General features: G+C 75.8%; 9 protein-coding genes. 4 read left to right on the forward strand and 5 right to left on the reverse strand.

All coding sequences use genetic code 11. The features are described from left to right. Positions 1–430 precede the first annotated feature (430 nt). Positions 431–997 carry a MarR family winged helix-turn-helix transcriptional regulator gene (locus ACFQ8C_RS24065; protein ID WP_383461152.1) on the reverse strand — a complete coding sequence of 189 codons (567 nt, stop codon included), beginning with the start codon at positions 995–997 and terminating at the stop codon, positions 431–433. Positions 998–1,152: 155 nt separating this feature from the next. Here ACFQ8C_RS24065 and ACFQ8C_RS24070 point away from each other — a divergent pair, with 155 nt between their 5' ends. Beyond that, complete coding sequence (locus tag ACFQ8C_RS24070; RefSeq protein WP_383461155.1) at positions 1,153–2,421, forward strand: MFS transporter; 1,269 nt, start codon at positions 1,153–1,155, stop codon at positions 2,419–2,421. A 4-nt stretch (positions 2,422–2,425) separates the two neighbouring features. On the opposite strand, the gene ACFQ8C_RS24075 is transcribed toward ACFQ8C_RS24070, so the two are convergent. Together ACFQ8C_RS24075 and ACFQ8C_RS24080 are read right to left on the reverse strand one after the other, a co-directional pair. Then, a complete protein-coding gene (locus tag ACFQ8C_RS24075) occupies positions 2,426–4,099 on the reverse strand; it encodes a SpoIIE family protein phosphatase (protein ID WP_383461158.1) in 1,674 nt (557 codons plus the stop codon). 106 nt (positions 4,100–4,205) lie between these two features. Continuing rightward, positions 4,206–5,606: an NAD(P)/FAD-dependent oxidoreductase gene (locus tag ACFQ8C_RS24080; protein ID WP_383461161.1), complete on the reverse strand. Its 1,401-nt coding sequence runs from the start codon at positions 5,604–5,606 to the stop codon at positions 4,206–4,208. A 341-nt stretch (positions 5,607–5,947) separates the two neighbouring features. Between ACFQ8C_RS24080 and ACFQ8C_RS24085 the strand changes: the two genes are divergently transcribed. Beyond that, positions 5,948–6,775 carry a TetR/AcrR family transcriptional regulator gene (locus ACFQ8C_RS24085; RefSeq protein WP_383461163.1) on the forward strand — a complete coding sequence of 276 codons (828 nt, stop codon included), beginning with the start codon at positions 5,948–5,950 and terminating at the stop codon, positions 6,773–6,775. 312 nt (positions 6,776–7,087) lie between these two features. Beyond that, the gene (locus tag ACFQ8C_RS24090) at positions 7,088–9,151 is read left to right on the forward strand and encodes a sigma-70 family RNA polymerase sigma factor (protein WP_383461166.1); all 2,064 of its coding nucleotides are present in this window, start codon (positions 7,088–7,090) and stop codon (positions 9,149–9,151) included. Here the strand turns inward: ACFQ8C_RS24090 and ACFQ8C_RS24095 are convergent. Continuing rightward, positions 9,138–12,677 carry a BTAD domain-containing putative transcriptional regulator gene (locus tag ACFQ8C_RS24095; RefSeq protein ID WP_383461169.1) on the reverse strand — a complete coding sequence of 1,180 codons (3,540 nt, stop codon included), beginning with the start codon at positions 12,675–12,677 and terminating at the stop codon, positions 9,138–9,140. The two genes, ACFQ8C_RS24090 and ACFQ8C_RS24095, sit on opposite strands and share 14 nt — an antisense overlap. A 265-nt stretch (positions 12,678–12,942) precedes the next feature. Then, positions 12,943–15,150, reverse strand: a complete 2,208-nt coding sequence (locus ACFQ8C_RS24100) for an asparagine synthase-related protein (RefSeq protein WP_383461172.1) — start codon at positions 15,148–15,150, stop codon at positions 12,943–12,945. 976 nt (positions 15,151–16,126) lie between these two features. On the opposite strand from ACFQ8C_RS24100, the gene ACFQ8C_RS24105 reads away from it, so the two are divergent. Then, the gene (locus ACFQ8C_RS24105) at positions 16,127–17,578 is read left to right on the forward strand and encodes an MFS transporter (protein ID WP_383461175.1); all 1,452 of its coding nucleotides are present in this window, start codon (positions 16,127–16,129) and stop codon (positions 17,576–17,578) included. The last annotated feature ends 75 nt before the right edge of the window (positions 17,579–17,653 follow it).

Here is a 17,653-nt window from a genome sequence, read left to right on the forward strand (position 1 = left end):
TTCCTTCGTTCCTGTTTCCAGGCCCTCCGGGCGCTTCCTTCGTTTCCGACTCTATCAGATCTTTCCGATCCGATTTCCTCGGTGCTTTCCGGTCCCTTTCGCTTTCGCTCCGGGCCCTTCCGGCGTTTCCGACTCTATCAGATCCTTTCGGCGTCTGATTCCCAGTCAGGGGGGTTGTCTTCGCGGCTGTTGGGCCGTTCCGACGTCTCAAACCTTAGCGGATTCCTTCGGCCGACTCATAATCGAGGCGTTCGAATTGAATTTCGGCACGCCGAAATTCATCCCGTACGGGAGATCGTGCTGGTGTGAGGTGCCGCTATTGCGGCGGGATGGCTGTCGCAGAACCGTTCCGGCTCCGTGACAACTCGGAGAACATTACGCGTCCCCCAGGGGGGTGTCAACCCCCCTCCGGTGACGTGCGCGAACGTGGTCAGTCGAGGTCCGTGAGCCGGCCGCCGGCGTCGGGCTGGCTCAGCTCGACCCTGCGCAGGAGGCGGATGAGGGCGTCGCCCAGGGCGCCGCGCTCGTCGGCGGAGAGGTCCTGGAGGAGCTCCTCCTCGAAGTCCGTGGCCATGCGCATCGCCTCCAGCCACTTCGTGCGGCCCTCGTCCGTCAGCTCGACGATCACGCGGACGCGGTTGTTCTCGTCCCGGTCGCGGGTGACCAGGCCTTCGCCGGCCATGCGGTCGATGCGGTGGGTCATGGCGGCCGGGGTGAGGCCGAGGCGCTTGGCCAGCTCTCCGGGGCCCAGACGGTAGGGGGCGCCGGCGAGGACGAGGGTCTTGAGGACCTCCCACTCCGCGTTGCTGATGCCGAGGTCGGCGAGCTGGCGGCCGTACGCCACGTTCATCCGGCGGTTCAGCCGGCCGAGGGCGGAGACCACCTTCTCCACCTGGGGGTCCAGCTCGCGGTACTCGCGCTGATAGGCGGCGATCTGCTCGTCGAGCGTCGGTTCCTGCGGCTCTTGCGAGGCGGACCGCTCCGGGGTGTCGGACATGAGGGCGAGTATCCCACGGTCCTCGTTGGCGTTGAAGTCCTTCTATGTGTACTGTTAAGGATCGAACTTTAGGATTTAAGTCTTCAGGGTTCAGGCGTATAGGGCTGAACCCGTGACCGAAGCGGGTGAGTGTGACCAAGGCGAGGGGCGCGGCGATGCGCCGGATTCAGGCAGGCAGCGCGCTGAGCGCGTTCGGACTCGGCTTCACCGTGCCGTACCTCTATGTGTACGTGGCGCAGGTGCGGGATCTGGGCGCGACGACCGCGGGCGTGGTGCTGGCCGTCTTCGCCATGGCCGCGCTCGTGGTGCTGCCGTTCAGCGGGCGGGCGATCGACCGGCGCGGCCCCGTGCCGGTGCTGCTGGTCGCCTCCGGGCTGGCCGCGGTCGGTGCGGTGGGGATGGGTCTCGCGTCGAGCGTGCCCGCGGCCGTGGGCGCCGCCGCGCTGCTCGGTGCGGGGACGGCGGTGCTCCAGCCGGCGCTCGCCACGATGATCGTGTGGTGCTCCGAGCCCGCCGGGCGGACCCGTGCCTTCGCGCTCCAGTTCTTCCTGCAGAACCTCGGTCTGGGTCTCGGTGGTCTGATCGGCGGCCAGCTCGTCGACGTGAGCCGGCCGGACAGCTTCCTGCTGCTGTTCTCGATCGAGGCCGTGATGTTCCTGGTCCTCGCCGCGGTGGTCGGCACCGCGCGGACGGGCGGCTCGCCGGCCCTCCAGGGCGCGCGGCCCGCCGGGGGCGCCCAGGGCGGCGGGGTCCGGGCGCTGCTGGGCCACAAGGCGATGGTCCAGCTGTGCGTGCTCGGCTTCGTCCTCTTCTTCGCCTGCTACGGACAGTTCGAGTCGGGTCTGGCCGCGTACGGCACCGAGGCCGCGGGCATCGCGCCGTCGGCGCTCGGCCTCGCGCTGGCCGCCAACACGGCGGTGATCGTCCTGGCGCAGTTCCTGGTGCTGAAGTTCGTGGAGCGCCGCAAGCGCACCCGGGTGATCGCGGCCGTGGGTCTGATCTGGGCGGTGGCGTGGATCATCGCCGGGTACGCGGGCCTCGGGCACGGCAGCCAGGCGATGGCGACGGCCGCGTTCGTCTCCACGTACGCGCTGTTCGGTCTGGGCGAGGCGATGCTGTCGCCGACCGTGGCGCCGCTCGTCGCCGACCTGGCCCCGGAGTCGATGGTGGGCTCGTACAACTCCGCCTTCGCCCTGGTGAAGCAGCTGGCGCTGGCGGTCGGTCCCGCCGTGGGCGGTCCGATGGGCGCGGCGCTGCACGGTCCGTACATCGTGACCTTCGTGCTGTTCTCGCTGCTCGTCACGGTGCTCGCGGTGCGGCTCGGCAAGCAGCTCACGCCGGTGCAGAACCAGCCTTCGCTGGCCGTGCGGCCCTCGCGGGTGGTGGCGCAGCACCAGCCCGAGAAGGAGACCGCCGCCCTCTAGTCCCTCATTCCTTGAGGGCGAATTCGCACCACACCGCTTTGCCGCCGCCGAGGGTGCGGCGGCTTCCCCAGGACGAGGCGATCGTCGCGATGATGGAGATCCCGCGACCCGCCTCGTCCTCCGTTTCCGCCCTGCGGCGGCGCGGCAGGTGGTCGTCGCCGTCGGTGACCTCGACGATCAGGCGGCGGTCGGTGCGGCGCAGCCGCAGGCGCATGGGCGGGGTGCCGTGCTGGAGGCTGTTGGCGACGAGCTCGCTGGTGGCGAGGACGCCGAGGTCGCGGAGCTCGACGGGGAAGCGCCAGGAGGAGAGGACTCCGGAGGCGAAGGCACGCGCGCGGGGGGCGGCCTCGACGCCGCCGAGGAGTTCGAGGGCGGCGTTGTGGAAGAGCTCGGCGTCGGCTCCGTCGCGGGCGGGGTGCTGGACGACGAGGACGGCGACGTCGTCGTCGTGTTCGGCGGTGACGCCGAGGGCGCGGAGCAGCCGGCCGCAGATCACCTGGGGGGTGCCGCTGGCGCCGGCGAGCGCGCGGGCGAGGGCGTCGACGCCCTCGTCGATGTCCTCGCGGCGGCGTTCGACCAGGCCGTCGGTGTAGAGGACGGCGGTGGAGCCGGGGGGCAGGGCGATGGAGCCGGAGGCGTGCAGCCAGCCGCCGGTGCCGAGCGGGGGTCCGGTGGGGTCGCCGGCCTTGCGGACGGTGCCGTCCTCGTCGCGGACGAGGATCGGGAGGTGGCCGGCGGAGGCGTAGACGAGCCTGCCCTCGTTGGGGTCGTGGACGGCGTAGACGCAGGTGGCGATCTGGCTGGCGTCGATCTCGGCAGCGAGGCCGTCGAGGAGCTGGAGGACCTCGTGCGGGGGCAGGTCCAGGCGCGCGTAGGCCCGGACGGCGGTGCGGAGCTGACCCATGACGGCGGCGGCGCGGACGCCGCGGCCCATGACGTCGCCGATGACGAGGGCGGTGCGGCCGGCGCCGAGGGTGATGACGTCGTACCAGTCGCCGCCGACGGCGGCGTCGGCGACGCCGGGCTGGTAGGTGGCGGCGATCCGGAGGTCGTCGGGCTGTTCCAGCTCCTGCGGGAGGAGGGAGCGCTGGAGGGTGACGGCGGTCTCGCGGTGGCGGCGCTCGCTGGCGCGGAGCCGCTCGGCCGCCTCGGCGTGGTCGGTGACGTCGGCGGCGTGGACGAGGACGCCGGCGCCGTCGGGGCGCGGGCTGTCGACGGGCAGGCAGGTGACGGTGTACGAGCCGCCGTCGGCGGTGCGGCGGGACTTCACGGTGCGGGGCTTGCCGCTGCGCAGGACCTGGTCGAGGAGGGGCAGCAGGCCGAGCTCCTCGGCCTCGGGGCAGGTGGCGGCGACGCGGGCGCCCGGGGTGCGGGGGCCGAAGGCGGAGGCGTACGCCTCGTTGACGTACGCGATGCGGTGCTCGGGGCCGTACACGAGGGCGACGAGGCCGGGGAGCCGGCCGAGGAGGTCCCGTACGGAGAAGTCCTCCAGGGCGGGGACCTCGGCGTCCACGGTGTCCTCCGCGTGCTCGGGGCCCCCGGTGCCGTCGGCGATCTCGGTGGGTCGCTCCGGCCGCGGACCGTACTCACCGCGGGCGGCGGGCACGGAGCCTTCGGTCCCCCGCGCCGCGCGGCGCTGCGTGCCGGGGAGCCGGGCGCTCCAACGGGTGAAGTTCACGGATCTGTATGCCTCGTGGTGTCGGTGCCGTGCGGAGTCACGCTGTGCAGGTGTGAGCCCACCTATGGTCACACGTCCAGTGTGGACGAGTGCACTGACAGTGATGTCAGGAGGACGGCTTGTCGTTCCCGTCGGAGCCGGTCTCGGGGGGCGGGGGCGGTGGGGCGGCCGCGAGTTCGAACTCGGCCCTGGGGTGTTCCAGGGAGCCGAGGGAGACGATCTCGCGTTTGAAGAGGCCGGAGAGGGTCCACTCGGCGAGGACGCGGGCCTTGCGGTTGGCGGTGGGCATCCGGCTGAGGTGGTAGGCGCGGTGCATGAGCCAGGCCGGGTAGCCCTTGAGCTTGCGTCCGTACACGTGGGCGACGCCCTTGTGGAGGCCGAGGGAGGCGACGGAGCCGGCGTACGCGTGCGCGTACTCCTTGAGCGGGCGGCCGTGGAGGGAGGCCGCGAGGTTCTCGGCGAGGACCTTGGCCTGGCGGACCGCGTGCTGGGCGTTGGGGGCGCAGGGGGCGCCGGGTTCCTCCGCCGTGACGTCGGGGACGGCGGCGGCGTCGCCGGCCGCCCACGCGTGGGGGGTGCCCGCGACGGTGAGGTGCGGGGTGCAGCGGATCCGGCCGCGCTCGTCGAGGGGGAGGTCGGTGGCGGCGAGGACGGGGGCCGGTTTGACGCCGGCGGTCCACACGACGGTACGGGTGGGCAGGCGGGTGCCGTCGCTGAGGACGGCGACCCGGTCCTCGCAGCTGTCGAGCCGGGTGTCCAGGCGGACGTCGACGTTCCGGCCGCGGAGCTCGCGGACCGCGTAGCCGCCCATCTCGTCGCCGACCTCGGGGAGGATCCGGCCGGCCGCCTCGACGAGGACCCATCTCAGGTCCTCCGGCTTGACGTTGTGGTAGTAGCGGGTGGCGTACCGGGCCATGTCCTCCAGCTCGGCGAGGGCCTCCACGCCCGCGTACCCGCCGCCGACGAAGACGAAGGTGAGGGCGGCGTCGCGGAGGGCGGGGTCACGGGTGGAGGAGGCGATGTCGAGCTGCTCCAGGACGTGGTTGCGCAGGCCGATGGCCTCCTCGACGGTCTTGAAGCCGATGCCGTGTTCGGCGAGGCCGGGGACCGGGAGGGTGCGGGAGACCGAGCCGGGGGCGAGGACCAGTTCGTCGTAGCGGAGGGCGACCGGGCCCGCGCCCTCCTCGTCGGTGGCGAGGGTGGTGAGGATCGCGGTGCGTTTGGCGTGGTCGATGGAGTCGACCTCGCCGATGAGGAGGCGGCAGCGGTCCAGGACGCGGCGGAGCGGGACCACGACGTGGCGCGGCGAGAGGGAGCCGGCGGCGGCCTCGGGGAGGAACGGCTGGTACGTCATGTACGGGTCGGGGGTGACCACGACGATCTCGGCGGCGCCGCTGCCGAGCTCCGCCCTGAGCTGCCGCTGGAGGCGCAGCGCGGTGTACATGCCGACGTAGCCACCGCCGACCACGAGAATGCGCGCAGGTTCGGTCACCGTCCCATGAGGCATCGCCGTCCGGTGTTTGTCCACAGGCCCGGCGAATTGTGTGACCGGAGGGGTACGGAGGCGCGGGGTGGCGCGGGCGTCGCGTCCGAGTGCAACGGTGCAGGTCACGGCGGGCGTGGGCGGTGGGACGGGGGGTGTGAAACCGGCGGCTCCGGCGCCTTGCTCCGATCGGGGGGCTCGCCATACGGAGCTTCCCCTTCTGAATTGACCCGGACTCAACTATGTTCGTAGTTCGTCGGGGTGCCGGGTCGGCGTGCGCGTGGACCGATTGCGCATACCGGCCGGGAGCCCCGTATCAGGGCGGGGAGTCTCCGGGGGGAGACATCATGAGCGGGGGAACGCTTATGCAGATTCAGGATTCTCGTTGGCAGTCCGTCGTCGGCGCGGAGCGCGACGACAGGGGTGCGGGGGCCGTGGCCTCCGCACCGGCGGTCGGGAGCACGCTGACCGGCGGCACCGTCGCGGGTACGGGCACCGTCGTGGGCGGTCCGGTCGTGGGCGGGCGCGCGGCGCCGCTGCGGGTGGACGCGCAGCGCAATCTGGAGCACGTGCTCCGTGCCGCGCGCGAGGTCTTCGGCGAGCTCGGTTACGGGGCGCCGATGGAGGACGTGGCGCGGCGGGCCCGCGTGGGCGTGGGCACCGTGTACCGGCGCTTCCCCAGCAAGGACGTGCTGGTGCGGCGGATAGCCGAGGAGGAGACCGCGCGGCTGACCGAGCAGGCGCGGGCCGCGCTCGGGCAGGAGGACGAGCCGTGGTCGGCGCTCTCCCGGTTCCTGCGTACGTCGGTGGCCTCGGGTGCCGGACGGCTGCTGCCGCCGCAGGTGCTGCGGGTCGGCGTGGACGAGCCGACGGTGTCGGTGGACGACGCCGAGGGCCCGGCCCGGGTGCCGTACCAGCGGGGTCTCGGCGAGCAGCCCGACGCGCGCGTGGTGGCACCGCGGGCGGTTCCGGCGGGCGAGCGGGACGACGCCGGTGCGGCGGAGCTCCTGGAGGTCGTCGGCCGGCTGGTCGACCGGGCCCGTGAGGCGGGTGAGCTGCGGACGGACGTGACCGTGGCGGACGTCCTGCTGGTCATCGCCACCTCGGCGCCGGCGCTGCCGGACCCGGTTCAGCAGGCGGCGGCCTCGGCCCGGCTCCTGGACATCCTCCTGGAGGGCCTGCGCTCGCGGTAGCGCCCTCTGTCGCCGGTCGCCCGGCGCCGACCCTCGTGGTCCGGCGCCGGTAGCCGGTAGCCGGTAGCCGGTGCGTACCTGTATCCGGTCGCCCGTCACCCGCCGCTCGTCGCCCGCCGCTCGTCGGGTCCGCGGCCGGTCCTCTGGGCCGGATGGACCAGTGGACGTGACACGAACGCGTGAGCGGTTACGCCGTGGTGCGCCAAGTCGCCCCGGACGAGTGGTAAGTGGACGCGGCGCTTCGGCATGCCCGCGCCGTGTGGCAGGCTTGCCCGGTGTTCGGGTCTGCGCATGCGTACGGGGGCTTCCGCGATGAGCGGTGACGGTCGGGACGATCCGCTGGTCGGTGGCGGAGCCGCGGAGGCCGAGGGCCCGCCGGACCGGCAGGTACCGAGCCAGGGAGGCCCCGGCGGCCTCACCACCGGCACCCACGGACCACCCCGCGGCCCCGGCGAACCGAGCGTGCCGCAGCAGCGCGAGGCCACCTCGGCCGGAGCCGCGCCCCTCCTCGTCCCCCCTCCCGCCACCGACGGCGCGCCCGCTCCGCTCGCGGACGGCGACCCGGCGGACGACGGCGAGGGCGTGCTGCCCCCGCCGCGGGAACTCGCGCCCTCCGACGCCGACCTGATCCAGCGCATGCGGGACGGCGACGACTCCGCCTACGAGGAGCTCTTCCGCCGCCACTCGGAGGCCGTACGGCGGTACGCCAGGACCTGCTGCCGGGACGCGCACACCGCCGACGACCTCACCGCCGAGGTCTTCGCCCGCACCCTCCAGGCCGTCCGCGGCGGCGCCGGGCCCGAACAGGCCGTCCGCGCCTATCTGATGACCACCGTCCGGCGGGTCGGCGCGACCTGGGCCAGGACCCAGAAGCGCGAGCACCTCGTCGAGGACTTCGCCGTCTTCGCCGCCGACGCCGCCCGCTCCTCCGAGGTCTCCGACCAGGACACCCTGGACCTCGGCGCCGAGGTCCGGGCCATGCAGGAGGCCGAACAGTCGCTGGCCATGCAGGCGTTCCGCTCGCTGCCCGAACGCTGGCAGGCCGTCCTGTGGCACACCACCGTCGAGGAGGAGTCGCCCAGCGAGGTCGCCCCCCTCTTCGGCCTCACCGCCAACGCCACCGCCGTCCTCGCCAGCCGCGCCCGCGAGGGCCTCAAGCAGGCCTACCTCCAGGCCCACGTCAGCCAGGCCCTCACGGCCGGCGGCGACTGCGCCCGGTACGCCGACCGGCTCGGCGCCTACGCGCGCGGCGGACTGCGGATGCGGGCCGAGCGCGGCCTGCGCAAGCACCTGGACGAGTGCGCCAAGTGCCGGGTCGCCGCCGGTGAACTCGCCCACGTCAACGCCGGGATCCCGGCGCTCCTCCCGGTCGCGGTCATCGGCTGGTTCGCCGCCGGCTACTCCCTCAAGGCCGCCGGCATCGTCGCCGGCGGCGCGGCGGGCGCGGCCGGCGCGGGCGCCGCGGCGGCCGCCACCGGCGGATCGACCTCCGGCTCCGCCTCCGGCGGAGCCGTCGCGGAGGGGCTCGGCGCGCCCGCGAAGGTCGGGATCGCCGCCGCCGCGGCCGTCGCCGCGGCGGCCGGACTCGTCTGGGCGATGGCCGGCGACCCGCAGCCCGTCGCCGCGCCCCGGCCGGCGCCGACGACCGCCGCCCCCTCCGCACCGGCCGAACCCCCACCGCCGCCGAAGCCCTCGCCGAAGGCCCGACCGGTGGTGAAGCCCGCGCCGAAGCCCACCACCCCGCCGCCCCCGCCCCCGCCCCCGAAGCCGGTGGTGAAGCCGAAGCCCGAACCGGTGGCGAAGCCCTCGCCGAAGCCGACCCCCACGCCGACGCCGAGCCCGAAGCCGAGCCCGACGCCGAAGCCGACGACCCCGCCGCCGAGCCCGAGCCCCACCCCGCCCCCGACCACGCCTCCCCCGCCGCCGCCGCCCGCGCCCGCCGTCTACCAGGTCGACGAACTCGACTACGAGGCCTTCGGCGACGGCACCGCGCCCGAGGTGGTCCAGGAGGGCGGCACCTGGATGTGGGCGCGCCGGGGCATGTCGATCGGCGACAGCACCTACGCGTACGGCGTCAGCGTGCACGCCCCGTCCTCGCTGCTCATCCGGATCAACCGGCCGTGCACGAGCTACGACGCGATGGTCGGCGTCGACGACCTGAGCGCCCCGCTCGGCCCCGGCGGGGTCCGCTTCTCCGTGTACGGGGACGACCAGCGGCTCTGGCGCTCGCCCGTGGTCCGGCCGGGCGACCCGGCGCTCCCGGTCCGCGTGGACCTCGGCGGCCGCTCCACGCTGCGGCTCGTGGTGGAGGAGCACACGCCCTTCGGGCGCGCCGCCGTCGCCGACTGGGCGGAGTCCAGGATCAGCTGTTCCTGACCGGTCCCGCGGCCCCGGTCACGTACGGCTCCACCAGGGCCAGTACGTCGTCGGGGGCGAGGTCCGCGCCGGCCTCGCGGGCGGCGGCGAGACCGGCCTCGCCGAGCGCGGCCCGGCAGGCGGCGGCGATCGTCTCGGCCTCGCGCAGTTCGGGCACCGAGCGGGAGACGTCCCGCCGCCAGGTGTCGACGGCGGCGGCCACGCGCGCGCAGCGGGCCGCGTCGCCGGCCCGGTGCAGGGCGTAGACGAGACCCTCCGCGAGGCCGATCACGACGATGTCCGCGCAGTGGCCGGCGAGGGAGGCGCGCAGGGCCTCGGCGGCGGTCCCGACCGCCGCCGCGCCCGCGCCCTCCTGGGCCTCGATCCGGGCGACGAAGCCGTCCAGGGCGATGACGAAGTGCGGCGGCCGGCTGCCGCCGCGGACATGGGCGCCCGCCGAGGCGATCGCGGCACGCGCGCGTGCGGGGTCGTTCCGGTCGAGGGCGAGGACCGCGCGCATGAAGTCCACGTAGGCGAGGGCGTCCTGGAGGCGCAGCCGCTCGGACTCCCGGGCGGCCTCTTCGAGACCGCGCTCGGCGGCGGCCGTGTCGCCTTCGCGGTAGGCCACCTCGGCGAGCCGGGCGACGAGGAACGGGGCCTCGGCGTGGGCGCCGACCTCGCGGGCGAGCCCCAGGGCCTCCTCGTACGCCTCCCTGGCCTCCTCGCGGCGGCCCCGCATCATGTTCGCCTCGGCGGCGGCGGAGGCGACCTGGGCGCCCATCCAGCGGTCGCCGACCCGGCGGGTGAGGACGCGGAGTTCGACCAGGTCCTCGTCGACGCCCTTCATGCCTCCGGGCATGTCCACGATCATGTGGGTGCGGAACATCAGGCTCACCCCGGTCTCCCAGTCGCCGCCGTACCGGCGGCAGATCTCGACACCGGAGTCGAGGAGGGCGCGGACCGTCGCCGGGTCCTCGGTGAGGTAGGCGGTGAACGGCCAGAGCAGGCCGGGGAAGCGGGCGGACTCGGGGCCCGGGTTCCTGCCGAAGGCGTCGCGGACGCGGCGGACCAGCGCGAGCGCGTCGGCGTCCTCGCGGAGATCGCCGGTGTACATGTTCTCGTCCTCCATGGCGAGGAAGAACGACAGCATCCGCAGGTGCATGCGCGGCCAGTGGCGGGGGTCCGACGGGTCCTCCGGGTCCTCCCCCAGGGCGAGGGCGCGCCGGGTCCAGGCCAGGCCCTCCGAACGGTAGTTGCGCAGCCACCAGAACCAGCCCATGGCGAAGACCAGCCGGAGGCCGGCCGACTCGTCGGGTGGGGGTCCTCCCTGCTCGAAGAGCCTGGGGGCGGTCACGAGGGTGCGGTGGAGGGCGGCCCGCACGTTGTCGAGGTCCCGTTCGAGCCGGTCGATCCAGGGGAGCTGCTCCCCGGAGCGGAGCTTCGGCTCGGCCGCCTCCACGAGGGCCGTGAAGTGCGCGGTGTGGGCGGCCTCGGCGGCGGCGAGCAGGGACGGGGTCTCGGCGGCGCGCTCGGCGGCGTACTCGTGGATGGTCTCCAGGAGGCGGTAGCGCATGGCGCCGTCGTCGGTGGGGGCGGCGACGACGAGGGACTTGTCGACGAGCGCGCCCAGCGTGGTGAGGGTGGTGTCCTCCGCGGCCGGGGCGCCCGCCCCGGCCGCAGGCTCCGCCGCGTCCACGGCCTCCGCCGCCTGGAGGTCCCAGCCGCCGGTGAAGACGGAGACCCGGCGGAGCAGGGTGCGTTCGGCCGGGTCCAGCAGGTCCCAGGACCAGTCGACGACCGCGCGGAGGGTCTGCTGGCGGGGCAGCAGGGTGCGGGCTCCGGAGCTGAGGAGCCGGAAGCGGTCGTCGAGCCGGTCGGCGATCTGCCGCGGGGTGAGCAGCCGCAGCCGGGCGGCGGCCAGTTCGATGGCGAGGGGCAGGCCGTCGAGGCGGCGGCAGATCTCCGCCACGGCGTCGGCACCGTCGGCGGCGAGCGCGTGCTCCCGGTCGAAGGCGGGGCGGACGGCCCTGGCCCGCTCGGCGAAGAGCCGGTGCGCGGGGGAGGGCGGCAGCGGCTCGACCGGGCGGACGGTCTCGCCGGGGACACCGAGGGGTTCGCGGCTGGTCGCGAGGATCCGCAGGCCCGGGCAGTGCGCGAGGAGGGTCTCGGCGAGGGTGGCCGCGGCGTCGACGACGTGCTCGCAGTTGTCGAGGACGAGGAGGAGGCCGGGCCGGTGGGCGAGGTGCTCGACGAGGTGGGCGGTGGGGTCGTCCTGGAGCGGGGTGCCGTCGCGGGTGATCAGGTTGATCTCGCGGAGGCGGAGCGCGGAGAGGACGGCGCCGGGCAACGCGCCCGGGTCGTCGAGCGGCGCGAGCTCGGCGATCCACGCGTCGGGCCCCGCGGCCTGCCGGGCGACCTCCTCGGCGAGCCGGGTCTTCCCCGACCCTCCGGGCCCGGTCAGCGTCACGAGCCGCAACCGGCCGAGGTCCTCGCGGAGGGCGGCGAGTTCGGGCTCACGGCCGACGAAGGAGGTGAGGCGGGGCCGGATGTTCCCGCCTTCGGGGACGGCGTGGGCGTCGGGGGACGGGGGGCCGTCGGGGGACGGGAAGTCGGCGTGGGGCGGGGAGTCGGCGGGGGCGGGAGGCGGGTGCGCGGCGGGCGGGGGCTGAGGGGTTCGGTCGGGGTACGCGGCGGGCGGGGGCTGGGGGGCGCTGTCGGAGTGCGCGAGGGGCCGCGGACGCTCCGTGGGGCCGGGATGCGCGAGGGGCCGCGGACGCTCCGTGGAGGCGGGCTCGGCCGGGGGGCGGGGCTTCTCCGTGGGGGCGGGGCGCGCGGGGGTGAGGAGTTCGCGGTGCAGGGCGGTCAGTTCGGGGCCCGGGTCGGTGCCGAGGGTCTCCGCGAGGGTGCGGCGGGCCGCCTCGTACGCGGCGAGCGCGTCCGCGTGGCGGCCCTCGGCGCGCAGGGCGCGGATGAGCTGGGCGTGGAAGCCCTCGTCGTACGGGTGCGTGGCGGTCAGCTCGGACAGCTCCGGTACGAGTCCGTCGACGGCGCCGCGCCGCAGGTCGGCCTCGACGCGCCGGCGCAGGGCGGCGAGGCGCTGTGCCTCGGGGCGGACGCCCGCCGGTCCCGGCAGGTCGGCGAGGGCGGGGCCGCGGAAGAGCCCCAGGGCGTCCCTGAGGAGGGCGGCCGCCGTGTCGGGGTCGCCGGCGTCGAGGCGGGCGCCGGCTTCCGCGGCGCGGCGCTCGAACACGTACAGGTCGATGTCCTCGCGCCCGGCGACGAGCCGGTACCCGGGCCCGGGCGTGGCGGCGACGGCCTCCCGGCCGATGGCCCTGCGCAGTCGGCCGACGAGCGCCTGGAGCGCGGCGGGCGCGTCGAGCGGCGGTTCGTCCCCGTACACGTCGTCGACGAGCTCCCCGACCGGGACGGCCCGGCCGCCGCGCAGCGCCAGCGCGGCGAGCAGGGCGCGCAGCCGGGCACCGCCGAGGGGGAGGGGGGTGCCGTCGGGGCCGAGGGCCTCGGTGGTGCCGAGGAGGAGATACCGCACCGGCCCATTCTGGCCGCCGCGCGCCGGGGACGCCTCGGGGTTTACCCGGGCGGGTCCCCGAGCGCCGGTGGGGCCGGGGCCCGGCGGTGTCCGGGGTGAGGCCCGGGCCGTCCCTTCCGGATCCTGCCGGGCTCGCGACGCCTGATCGAAGGAAACGGCCTGGCGGGATCGGGGCGCGGGGCACCGCCGGATCCCCCGGCCTGTGGACGGGCTTCGGGGGTACGGGCTTCGGGGGTGCCGCGGCCTTCCGCCGCGACGAGGGCGGTCACCGTGCCGGGAGGGACCGGGACGCCGGGACGAGCGGGCCCTGGACCGCGCGGGGCGCGCGGGGGGTGGCCGTGTCGGTCCAGCAGGAGCCTCGGCGGGCGAGGAGGCGGTGGAGCCACAGTTCGGTGGAGACGAGGTCGGCCAGGCCGTCGAGGGGGACGCGGGCGCCGTCGGCCGCGGCGCGCAGGGCGTCGCGGACGGTGCCGGCCTCGATGAGGCCCGCGTCGGCGAGGAGGGGCGCCTCGAAGAGGGCCAGGAGGGTCGGGAGCGCGGCGCGCAGGCCCGCGCGGGCGGTGGCGGCGGGGACCGCCGGGTAGGGGGCGCCCCAGCCGGCCGGCAGGTCGCGGATGCCGGTGTCGGCGAGCACGGTGCGCAGGACCCCGGCCCGCGCGTCGGGCTGGACCCGGAGCGCTTCGGGCAGGTCCCGGCAGGCGCGGACGACCTGGTTGTCGAGGAACGGCGCGTGGAGCCGCTGGCCGCGGATCTCGGCGGCCTGTTCCAGGACCCGGTGGTCCGCCGCCGCCCGGGCGAGGGCCGCACGCGCGCGTGCCTCGCCCGGGCGCTGGACGGTCGGCGGCAGGGTGGCCGCGCGGTTGAGCCGGGCCGAGACCTCGGCCAGTGCCTCCCCCGTCAGCCAGCGGGCCGCCGGCCCCGGCCGGGACCAGGCGAGGGCGGAGAGGGAGGCGGCCAGCGGGCCGTGGGTGTCGGCGGGGTCGCGGTTGGCGTCGAGGACGTGCCGGGCGGCGGTCTCCAGGCCGGCCCGGTAGGGGGTGCGGGCGAGCCTGCGCGCCGCGCGGTAGACGGTGACCGGCACCAGGAAGGCGCCCGCCGACGGGCCGCTCGCCTTGGCGAGGGCCGTCACGGGGCGGACCAGGGAGCGGCGCCGACGGTCCATCAGCAGATCGGCGAGGCGCGCCGGGTGGGCGTCCAGGGCCTGCTTGGCGCCGAGTCCGGTGAAGTGGTCGGCGCTGCCTCCCGCGAGCCGTCTGCGGTGGCGTTCGGCGGTGACCAGCGCGGGTCCGGGCTCGTCGGTGAGCGGCCCGTCGAGGGCGGCGTACGGAAGGGCCTCCTCGCCCACCGCGACGACCACGTGGCGCAGCCGGGGGTCCGCGGCCAGCTCGCGGGCCCGCTCCAGCTCGGCCGTCCTGCCGGGGCCCGGCTTGGCCGCCAGGTCGTTGAAGGTGACCGCGAGCAGCCGCTCCCCCGCGTCCGCGCCGTGCCCGAGGATCGTGCCCGGCACGCCGGGCAGTCCGGCGGCGAGCAGGGCGAGGGTCGCGGAAGCGCTGCCTCCGGACAGGTCGGCGCCGATGCCGGGCACGGGGCCGGCGCCGCGGGCCGCCCGCCGGTCCGCGGGCCCCATCCCGGGGACCGGGCCGGGATCCGGCAGCGGAGCCTCGGGGGCGTGCCGGGGGGCGGTGAGCCGGGCCCGTACGGACTCCACGAGCGCGTCCCTGACCGCCTCGACGGCCTGCCGGGGCTCGGCCTGCGGGGCGGCGACGGCGAGCGAGGCCACCGTCTCGTACCCGGCGATCTCGCGGGAGCCCTCGCGCAGGATCAGCGCGTGGCCCGGCGGGACGCGGCGGACGCCCTCGTACGGGGTCGAGTCGCGCAGCGCCTCCGGGGACTCGGGGCAGGCGAGCAGCGCGGCGAGGTGGCCGATGTCGAGCTGGGCCTCGACGAGGTCGGCGAGGGGCAGGGCGGCGGTGGCGTAGGCGGTGCCGCCCTCCCAGGGGGTGTGGAAGACGGGCCGGGCGCCCGCGAGGTCGCCGGTCACCGTGACCCGGCGGCCGGCCTTGACGACGGCGGTGTAGCTGCCGGGCCAGGCGGTGAGGTGGCGCAGGGCGCCGCCGCGGGCGGTGACGAGGCCGCGGCGGAGTTCGTCGTCGCCGGCGGCACAGCAGCCGAGGACGGCGAGCCGGGTGCCGTCGTCGAGGGAGACCACCCGGACCTCGTCCGGCCGCCAGTCGCCGACCGCCCACAGCGGGTCCGGGTCGCCCCACAGGAGCTGTGCGCCCACCGGCTGCACCGTGCGCCCCCCGACGTGCCCGCCGCTCTCGGCGTACGGGCGCGCCGGGGGCGGGAGGGGGGAGCCGTACGCGCCGGGCGCGGCGTACGCGCCACGGGCTCCGTCGGCCGCTCCGGCGCGCGCCCCCGCGGTCGTGGCGTACCCCGCGGCGACACTGCTCCAGCCCACCAGCCATCGCATCGGCGCCTCCACGTCCGTTTCGGTGGGGCCATGCTGCCATGACAACGGCGCACGGGGCGGGGTCCGGGTGCACGCGCCCGAAAGCCGAATGCGCCCCTGGCATGCGCCAGTTGGCCGGGCGGGAAGCGCACGGCGGCGCGGGGGTGACGGGCGGGGGAGGGAGCGGAGGGCCGGCGCACGACCCCCGTCGGCTCGGGCGGGACCCCGGTGGGACGTCGGCGGGGCGTCGGCAGGGTCCCCGACTGAACGCTGGCGGGGCGTCGGCAGGACCCCGACAGGACCTCGACGGGAACTTGTCGGGACCTAGTCGGGACCTCGGCGCGGCCCCAACATGGCCCGGCGCGGCCTCAGCATGGCCCGACACGGTCCCAGCGCGGCCCTGGCACAGCCCGGCACGCCCCGACGCGGCCCCGGCACGGCATCCAAGGGCTTCCAAGGGCTCCCAAGGGCTCCCAAGGGCTTCCAAGGGCTTCCAAGAGCGCAGGATTCGGCCGATTCTCGTCCCCACAGGGAGGTTTGACCTTCTGTCAGCCACAGAGGGGTCCCGGTGACGGCGCCGGCCCGGCGCCCCGGAGCCACGCGCCGGCGAGTCGCCTCCTCGGCAGTCCGGGAGGCGACCCGCCCCCCGGCGCCGTCCGCCGCCCGCGGGGAATGGGGCGGCGGTGTCCCCCAGCCCACCGGTGCGGGACCCGGAACACCAGGGGTTCCGTCTCCCGGCCGGACGGGCCGACCCACGCAGGACTCATCGAAGCCGCCCCGGCCCGGGGCGGCGAGAGCGCACGGCCGGGCGCACGGCCACACGGGCGGAGCACGAACCGGCCGGAGCTCCTTTCCGGTGGGCTGGTCACACAACAATCTCGCCATACGGAACTCCGCCCCTTAACGGTGGGGATGCGGCGAACTACGCTGTGTTTACGAATGCCGCCTGCCTATGCCCGGCGTCGCGGCGGCCGTCTGGATGTCGAGGGGTGGCGTCATGTCCAGGGAGCAACGCGGGCCGAACGAGAAGCTCGGCGCCGTTCTCGCCCTCGCGGGAATCAGCAACGCCGGCCTCGCCCGGCGCGTCAACGACCTCGGGGCGCAGCGCGGACTGACCCTCCGGTACGACAAGACCTCGGTGGCCCGCTGGGTCTCCAAGGGGATGGTGCCGCAGGGCGCCGCGCCGCACCTGATCGCCGCCGCGATCGGCCAGAAGCTGGGCCGGCCCGTGCCGTTGCACGAGATCGGGCTCGCGGACGCCGACCCGGCACCCGAGGTGGGGCTCGTCTTCCCCCGGGACATCGGCGAGGCGGTCCGCGCCGCCACCGACCTCTACCGGCTGGACCTCGCCGGCCGGCGGGCCGGCGGGGGCGGGATCTGGCAGTCGCTGGCCGGGTCCTTCTCGGTCAGCGCCTACGCGACCCCGGCCTCCCGGTGGCTCATCACCCCCGCCGACCCGTCGGTGGAGCGGGAGGCGGCCCGCCCCGCGGGCGGCGGGACCGGACAGGGACCGGCCGATTCCGGGGAGCACGTGCGCGTGGGGCACAGCGACGTCGCCAAGCTCCGCGAGGCGGCGGAGGACGCGCGCAAGTGGGACTCCAAGTACGGCGGCGGGGACTGGCGCTCCTCGATGGTGCCCGAGTGCCTGAGGGTGGACGCGGCGCCGCTGCTGCTCGGCTCGTACTCGGACGAGGTCGGCCGGGCGCTCTTCGGCGCGACCTCCGAGCTGACCCGGCTGGCCGGGTGGATGGCCTTCGACACCGGGCAGCAGGAGGCCGCCCAGCGGTACTACATCCAGGCGCTGCGGCTCGCGCGGGCCGCCGCCGACGTGCCGCTCGGCGGCTACGTCCTCGCCTCGATGTCCCTCCAGGCCACCTACCGGGGCTTCGCCGACGAGGGCGTCGACCTGGCGCAGGCCGCGCTGGAACGGAACCGGGGGCTCGCCACCGCCCGCACCATGTCCTTCTTCCGGCTCGTCGAGGCCCGCGCGCACGCCAAGGCCGGCGACGGGCCCGCGGCGGCGGGGTCCCTGAAGTCCGCCGAGGGGTGGCTGGAGCGCTCCCGGGAGGGCGACGCCGACCCGACGTGGCTGGGCTTCTACTCGTACGACCGGTTCTGCGCGGACGCCGCCGAGTGCTACCGGGACCTCAGGATGCCGCGCGAGGTGCGGCGCTTCACCGAGCAGGCGCTGTCCCGGCCGACGGAGGAGTTCGTCCGCTCGCACGGACTGCGGCTCGTCGTCTCGGCCGTCGCCGAGCTGGAGTCCGGCAATCTCGACGCGGCCTGCGCGGCGGGCACGCGCGCGGTGGAGGTGGCCGGGAGGATCTCCTCGGCGCGGACCACCGAGTACGTACGGGACCTGCTGCACCGTCTGGAGCCGTACGGGCACGAGCCGCGGGTCATGGAGCTGCGGGAGCGGGCCCGGCCGCTGCTGGTCGCCCCGGCGTGACGAGCAGCGGCGTGACGAGATGCGGCGGGGCGCGCGCGGCAGCGTGACGCGCATCCCACGACGTGGGCGTTTAGC

This window comes from Streptomyces sp. NPDC056503 (genome assembly GCF_042794995.1).
In the GTDB taxonomy this organism is placed as follows: domain Bacteria; phylum Actinomycetota; class Actinomycetes; order Streptomycetales; family Streptomycetaceae; genus Streptomyces.

Excerpts from the sequence above, each read along its gene's own strand:
- ACFQ8C_RS24080 (WP_383461161.1), bottom strand. The coding sequence starts at position 5,606 with ATGCCTCATGGGACGGTGACCGAACCTGCGCGCATTCTCGTGGTCGGC.
- ACFQ8C_RS24105 (WP_383461175.1), top strand. The coding sequence starts at position 16,127 with ATGTCCAGGGAGCAACGCGGGCCGAACGAGAAGCTCGGCGCCGTTCTC.
- ACFQ8C_RS24065 (WP_383461152.1), bottom strand. The coding sequence starts at position 997 with ATGTCCGACACCCCGGAGCGGTCCGCCTCGCAAGAGCCGCAGGAACCG.
- ACFQ8C_RS24085 (WP_383461163.1), top strand. The coding sequence starts at position 5,948 with ATGCAGATTCAGGATTCTCGTTGGCAGTCCGTCGTCGGCGCGGAGCGC.
- ACFQ8C_RS24100 (WP_383461172.1), bottom strand. The coding sequence starts at position 15,150 with ATGCGATGGCTGGTGGGCTGGAGCAGTGTCGCCGCGGGGTACGCCACG.
- ACFQ8C_RS24090 (WP_383461166.1), top strand. The coding sequence starts at position 7,088 with ATGAGCGGTGACGGTCGGGACGATCCGCTGGTCGGTGGCGGAGCCGCG.
- ACFQ8C_RS24070 (WP_383461155.1), top strand. The coding sequence starts at position 1,153 with ATGCGCCGGATTCAGGCAGGCAGCGCGCTGAGCGCGTTCGGACTCGGC.